The organism is Bradyrhizobium sp., from assembly GCF_036009065.1.
Taxonomy (GTDB): domain Bacteria; phylum Pseudomonadota; class Alphaproteobacteria; order Rhizobiales; family Xanthobacteraceae; genus Bradyrhizobium.
On sequence record NZ_DASYMN010000219.1, the window covers coordinates 1 to 6,970 of the forward strand.

At 65.3% G+C, this 6,970-nt stretch carries 2 protein-coding genes; both read right to left on the reverse strand.

Annotation, left to right across the window (positions count from 1 at the left end; translation table 11 throughout):
- Positions 1–564: 564 nt before the first annotated feature.
- The gene (locus tag VGP39_RS13350) at positions 565–960 is read right to left on the reverse strand and encodes a hypothetical protein (protein WP_327568577.1); all 396 of its coding nucleotides are present in this window, start codon (positions 958–960) and stop codon (positions 565–567) included.
- A gap of 182 nt (positions 961–1,142) precedes the next feature.
- The coding region (locus VGP39_RS13355; protein WP_327568578.1) for a negative regulator of septation ring formation at positions 1,143–6,970 on the reverse strand (5,828 nt) is incomplete at its 5' end.

The window sequence follows — 6,970 nt, forward strand, 5'->3', positions numbered from 1 at the left end:
AGGGCACCAACGGGCACCCCTTGAGGCGGGATTAACGTACCCACCTCGCGCGGCAAGGCACCGCGCGCGCCCAAGGCTAGGCGCAGCGCCTCCCGGCGCTCCACCAACCAGGCCATCGACCGTTCCGGGGCGCCCCGGTCCAGCCAGCTCTCGCTCTATCCAACTTCGGGTCGCTTCTAGAAAACGCCCCTCATCGGACAGGACATGGAATATATACAGCAACGTAGGAATGCCATCAATAGGAATTTTTGGGTTCCGCAAAATATTTTCGTCGCCCGGCGAATGCCCTGAAGGCATGCACCCCGGGTCCGCGGTTGCACGGCCCGAGTAAAGGCTCCGCTCTTGCGGAGCGGTGCGCTGCAGAGCCATAAGCGCGTTACGCGCGTCTTCGACGCGCTATGGCCCCGGTTACTTACTTCTGGAAAAACCGGGGTCCCGGTTCTGCGAAGCAGCGCTGCGCGAAGAGCTAGGCGCTGCATCGCGTTCGGGACACGAGGACCGCCGAAGGGGCTTGGCCCCGCAGGCGGGTCAAGCACGCGCATGGCGAAGCAATGCCTGCTTCCATCAATAGCCGTAGGAGCAACCACACTCCGGCCGGAGATAGACGGTGCTGCTCGTCACGTAATGCCGGGCTGGCAGATACTGCGTCACCCGGTGATGGACCGGGTGCACCACGCCCACGAGTTTGGTGTGGACGCGCTTCACATTGTGAACGTGGACGATCGGCTGGATCCGGGTCACGTGCACGATAGGCTTGATGCGCTTGAAATATTTGGTGCGCCACACGTCGTGATGACGCGTGACGTGCTTGTGCACGTGCTTGGTCTTGTAGGTGTAGGAGGGCGGCAGGGGCCCACAGCACCCTTGGCGATGGTGGCGGGCGCTGGCGGTGGTCGCAGAACCGACCAGAGCCCACCCTATGATCAGCGCAGCAGACAGCGCCGTAACAAGCTTCAACATGTTACCCCCTCACTCAAAAACGCCGCAACTTATGCTAGTAGATTGTTGCGCAGGCAGGCAACCTCCTTGTTGAAATCAGGGTGGCTAAGTCGGAATATGGTTGATTGTGATATTTTTGCATCAGAAAGCGGAGGCATCGCTGCCTCCGCTTTGCGGTTTTTCCGGAAAGTCGCCCGCTCGGTCTATCCGAGCCGCCCCGCCGCGTGGGCGAGCAGGGTGTAGACCAATCCGGTTTCCGAGATGAGATGGCCGCGCAATGCCGCGGGCCCGCGTTCGTCGCGCGCGACTTCATCGAGCAACCGCTCGAACTCCTGGATGTAGCGATCGACCGTCTGCTTGAAATTGCGGTCGGACCGATACTTGCGGCTGACTTCATCGAAGGCCTTCTGGCCGGCCGGGGTGTAAAGCCGCTTGCTGAACGCCTTGCTCTCGCCGCGCTGATAGCGATCCCACATCTCGGCGGCGAGATTGCGATCCATCAACCGGGCGATGTCGAGCGACAGCGAGTCCAGTGGATTTCCGCCGCCCGCCTGCGGCGCGCGTCCGCGCGGGACGTCGCGGTCGTTGCCGCCGGTGTCGGCGCGGCTCAGCAAATCGGAAAGCCATCCGTCACGCCCCTGGTCGGCGCTTGCGGGGCTGACCGGAGGCGCTTCGGTACGGTGCGACGATGGCATGCCGAGGTCCGGCGGCGGCAGGTTCGAGGCGCTGCGCGGCGCCGACCGCGGCGGGGCCTCGCTGCGTCCGCCCGCGGTCGCCAGCATCGGCTCTTCCTCGCGCTGCGAGCCATTGCGGCCGCCGCCGACGACATCGAGGCCTCGGCCATGACGCGCGACGATCCGGTTCAGTTCGGCCAGCGCTTCGATCTGGTCGACAATGACCTTGCGCATCTGCGCGGTGCTCTCGGCCGCCTCCTGCGGCATCTCGAACACGCCGCGGCGAAGTTCGCCGCGCGTGGCCTCGAGTTCGTTGTGCATCTCGGAAGCCATCTGCTTCATGCTCTGCACCATCGCGGCAAACTTGTCCGCGGACTGCTTGAACATCGCCTCGGCTTCCTCGGTGCCCTGCTGGTAGATCTGGTTCATGGCTTCCGATGTCAGGCGGCGTTCCTCGTCGGCCGCGTCGCGAACCGCCTCGAACTGATGGCTGATCGCGGCCGAGCCGGCGCCAGCGGTTTCCGCCACCACCCTTGCGATGTCGCGGGCGCGCTCTTCGGCCGCCGCCAGCGATTCATCGAGCAAGCCGGTGAACCGGGTCAGCCGCTGATCGAGATCGGTGGTCCGCAGATCGATGGTCGTCACCAGGGATTCCAGCGCCACCTTGCGTTCGCCGACCGCCGCGGAGGTGCTGCGGTTGCTTTGCTCGACCATGGCCGCGGCATCGGCCAGCGCCTTGCCGTGGGTCTCGAATTGTCCGGACAGGGAGCCGAGATCCTCCAGCGCTTTTGCCGTCTTGGCGTTGAAGACCGACAACTGGTCGTCAAGCGTCTGGGTGGCGACGCCGTTGCGCGACGTGACGTCGTTCATGGCCGACACGAAGTCCGCCACGCGCGTGACCAGAGCCCGCTCCAGCGAGTTGAGATTGTCGTGCGCGCCGGTAAGCACCTCCTGCAGCAGGATGTTGCCTTCGCGCAGCCGTTCGAACAGGGCGACCGTATCGGTGCGCAGGATCTTGCTGGTCTCCTGCATCTCGGTCACGGCCGCGATCGAGACCTGACGGGACTGATCGATCGCCGAACGCGAGGCCTGCTCGAGATCCTTCAGCGACTTGCTGATCGCCCCGGTCGCCAGATCGCCGGCGCTGGTGATGGTTCGCGCGACATCGGTGCCGTTGGTGACCAGCGATTGCGAGAACGCCTGTCCACGGCTCTCGATCGATTTCAGCGCGTCGGCCGTGACGCGGTCGATGTCGACGGTGATCTGGTTGGTCCTGGCGCCGAGGGCCTCGACCAGCGATCCGCGCTTGCTGTCGATGATCTGTGACAGCCGATCGGTCTGCTGCTGCACGTAGGTGACGATGTCCTCGGTCTTGCCGGTCATGGTCGAGCCGAAGCTGGCGGTGGCGGAAAAAACCGAGCGCTCGACGTCGGACGCCGTCGTCTTGATCTTGGCGCTGACTTCGTTCGAGGCGGCGACAAGCGAGGTCTGCGCGCTGAGCGCGCTGGACTGGATACTGTCGGTCGTATTCGCGGTCACCGCGCCGAGCGACCGCTCGATGTCCGCGGAGATCGACTTGATCTGGGCCGCGGCCTCGGCGGAGGTCGCCGTGAACGAGTCATGCGCCTCGCGCGCGCTGTTCACGATGGACGCGGCGGTCTCCGCGCCGACCGCGGTCAGCGTGCGCTCGACGTCGCCGGCCAGCGATTTGACGTGGTCGGCCGTATTGGTCGACGCTGCAACCAGCGTGGCCTGGGTCTCCCGGGCGCTGTTCAGGATCGACGCGGCGGTGTCTGCGCCGGCCGTACTCAAGGTGCGCTCGACGTCGCCAGCCAGCGATTTGACGTGGTTGGCGGCGTCGGTCGACGCCGCAACCAGCGTGGCTTGGGCTTCGCGGGCGCTGCTCAGGATGGATGCGGCAGTATCTGCGCCGACCGTGCTCAAAGTGCGCTCGACGTCGCCAGCCAGCGATCTGGCGTGGTTGGCGGCATCTGTCGACGCCGTAACCAGCGTGGCCTGGGCTTCGCGGGCGCTGTTCAGGATGGATGCGGCAGTGTCTGCGCCGACCGTGCTCAATGTGCGCTCGACATCGCCAGTCAGCGATTTGACGCGGTCGGCGGCATCGGTAGACGCTGCAACCAGTCTGGCCTGAACGTCGCTGGCGCCTTCGCGGATCGAGGTTGCGGTCGCGGCTCCAGCCGCCAGCAGGGTCCGTTCAACGTCGGCGGACAGCGACTTGACGTGGCTGGCCGCTTCCGAAGACGCCGTTACCAGTGTATTTTGCGCTTCGCGCGCGCTGTTGAGGATGGATTCGGCCGTCGCGGAACCTGCAAGGGACAGACTTCGCTCGACGTCGCTCGCAAGCGCTCTGGCCTGGCTGGCCGCATCCGAAGACGCCGTCAACAACGTGCTTTGTGCCTCACGCGCGCTGGTGACGATGGATTCGGCCGTTGCAGAGCCTGCGAGGGACAGGCTGCGCTCGACGTCGTTCGCGAGCGATTTGACCTGGTTGGCCGCATCGGTCGAGGCGGTGACCAGCATGCTCTGCGCGGCGCGCGCGCTGGTAAGGACGGAATCCGCCGTAGCCGTACCGGCAGCCGACAGCGTGCGTTCGATCTCGGACGACAGCGACTGAATCTGGCCGACAACTTCCGTCGAGGTGGTCATCAGCGTGCTTTGCGCGGCGCGCGCGCCGCTAACGACCGAATCCGCCGTGGCGGCGCCGGCCGCGGTCAGCGTGCGTTCGATGTCGGAGGACAGCGACTGAATCTGGTCCGCAACTTCCGTTGAGGTGGCCACCAGCGTGCTTTGCGCCGCACGCGCGCCGGTAAGGACCTGGTCTGCCGTGGCGGCGCCGGCCTCGGTCAGCGTTCGTTCGATGTCGGAGGACAGCGACTGAATCTGGTTTGCGACTTCGGTCGACGTTGCCACCAGCGTGCTCTGGGCCTCGCGGGCGCCGCTGAGCAGCGAAGTCGCGGTAGCCGAACCCGCCGCGGACAAGGTGCGTTCGACATCGGCGGACAGCGACTTGATCTGGTTCGACGCATCGGCGGATGCGGTGATCAGCGTGGTGTGCGCCTCGCGGGCGCTGTTCAGCACCGGGGCGGCTGCGTTGGTGCCGACCGCGGTCAATGCGCTCTCGACGTCCGCCGAGGCGAGCTTCAGTTGAGCGCTGACGTCGGTGGAAACCGACAGCATCGATTGCTGCGCGGCGCGGGCGCCGGTCTGAATGGTTTCACTGGTGTTGACCGCAAGGCTGGTCAGCGAGCGTTCGGCGTCCTCGACGTGGGACTTGATGCCGAGCGTCAATTCCTCGGCACGCGCCACCAGGCCTTCGCTCGCCTGGCGTCCGCTGCTCTCGATGCGGCCCGCCACGGCTTCGACGCGGGAGCCGAGGAGGTCTTCGAATTGCGCGATGCGCATATCGATGCTGCTGGCCACCGCACCGGCATGGCTTTCGATGCTGCTCGCCACTGCGCCGGCCTGGCTCTCGATGCCCTGGTGAATTTCCTGGAACCGTGCCGTGACCGTGTCCGCCAGATGCACGCTGCGGCCGTCGATGGTTTCGGTCACATTGGTGATGCGGCGGTCGAGCGCTTCGATCGCCTGCGCAGTGCCGTCCGTCAGCGACGAGGTGAGGTGGGAGAGGCGGGAATCGATCGAGTGGATCGCCTGCACCGCGCCATCGGTCAGCGCCGTGGTGAGGTGCGTGAAGCGGGAGTCGATCGACTCGACGGCCTGCGTGGCGCCGGTGGTAAGCGACGATGCCAGCGTATTGAGCCTGGTATCGATGGTTTCGGTGAGCGACCTAGTCCGGGCATCGAAGGTGGTGTCGAGCGTTTTGAGGCGGCCATCGACCGTCTCGTCGAACGATTTGATCCTTGTGTCGAGCGAGGCATCGAGATTGGCCACGCGGGATCCGAGCGTCGTCTCGAACTGCACCAGACGCTGGTCCAGCGCAGCGGTGATCTGGCCGCCATTGGCGTTAAAGCGGGTGTCGAACGTATCGACGTAGGTCTTCAGGCTTTCCGAGATATCCTGGGTGCGCTGGCCCATGCGGTCGACGATTTCGCCGCCGAAGGTCTTCACGGTGCGGTCGAATTCCGAGATATGGCGGGTGATCAGCGCACCGAGCGTGCCGCTGTCGCGCGCGAATTTTTCCGCGAGTTCCGCGCCCTGATCCTTCACCAGTTCGTCGAAGGCGCTCATCTGCAGGCTGAGCGAATCGTGGGCGTTTTCGGTCTGGCTGACGACCTTGGCGACCAGCGAATTCACCGTCACATCGAGCGCGTCGCTGGCCTTGTCGCCGCTGGTCATGATGCGTGTGGCGAGGCGATTGCCGGCCTCGTCGATCCTGTTCACCCGATCGCCGCTGCGCAGTTCAAGTTCCAGCAGCAGGGAGTCGCTGGAGTTCTTCAGCGAGTCATGAACCTGCTCGGTGCGGTCGGAAATCCCGTCGATGATGGTGGACGAGCGCTGCTCGAATTCGCTGGTAATGCGGTCGATCCGCTCGTTCAGCATCTCATGGACGCGGTCGGCGAGATCGACGAACTCGTCGTGAACGTGGCCGGTCTTGAAATTGAGGCTGGTGGTGAGACGCTCGCTGGCGTCGAGTACGGCGCGCGTGGTCTCGGCGCTGGCTTCTTCCAGACGGTCGAGCAGGTCGCCGCCGCGCTCGCCGAGCGCGAGGATCATGTTGTCGCCGGCGTTGCTGAGCGCGCTGGTGATATGCGCGCCACGCTCTTCCAGGGCGCCGGTGATGCTTTTTGCGACTTCATCGACCCGCGAGGCGATCGCGTCCGATATCAGCGCGATGTCATGGCGCAGATCGATCTGCACGCCGGAAATGGCGCTGCGAACCTGCTCGGCCTGGCCGACCAGATTGTCGCGCTGATGCGCGATGTCCTGCAACAGGGCGCGGATCCGCACTTCGTTGTCGGAATAGGCGCGCTCGAGCGCCGAGACTTCGTTGGCGACCAGGGTTTCGAGTTCGCCGGCGCGGGCGATCGCGCGTTCGACGCCGTCGCCCATGGCGGCGACTTCACGGCGGATCGCCTGTCCGACGGTGACCATCGAGTCGCTCGCGGCGCCCTCGGGCTCGGAGAAGCGGATCGCGACCTCTGCCATCGATTGCGCGATCATTCGCAGCTCCTGGCCGCGCCAGGAAAGGCTCGCCAGGAAATAGAACAGCAAGACGGGTGCAAAGAACAAGGCCGCGAGGCCGGCCAGCACCAGGGTGCCGCCGCTGCCCTGACCGATCGCAGCCTGCAGCGAGGGGAGAAAACTGACGGTCAAAGGGGCGGCGCCGAGAATCCAGACTCCGGCAAAAAGCGTGGCGAGCGTATAGACGTTGCGGG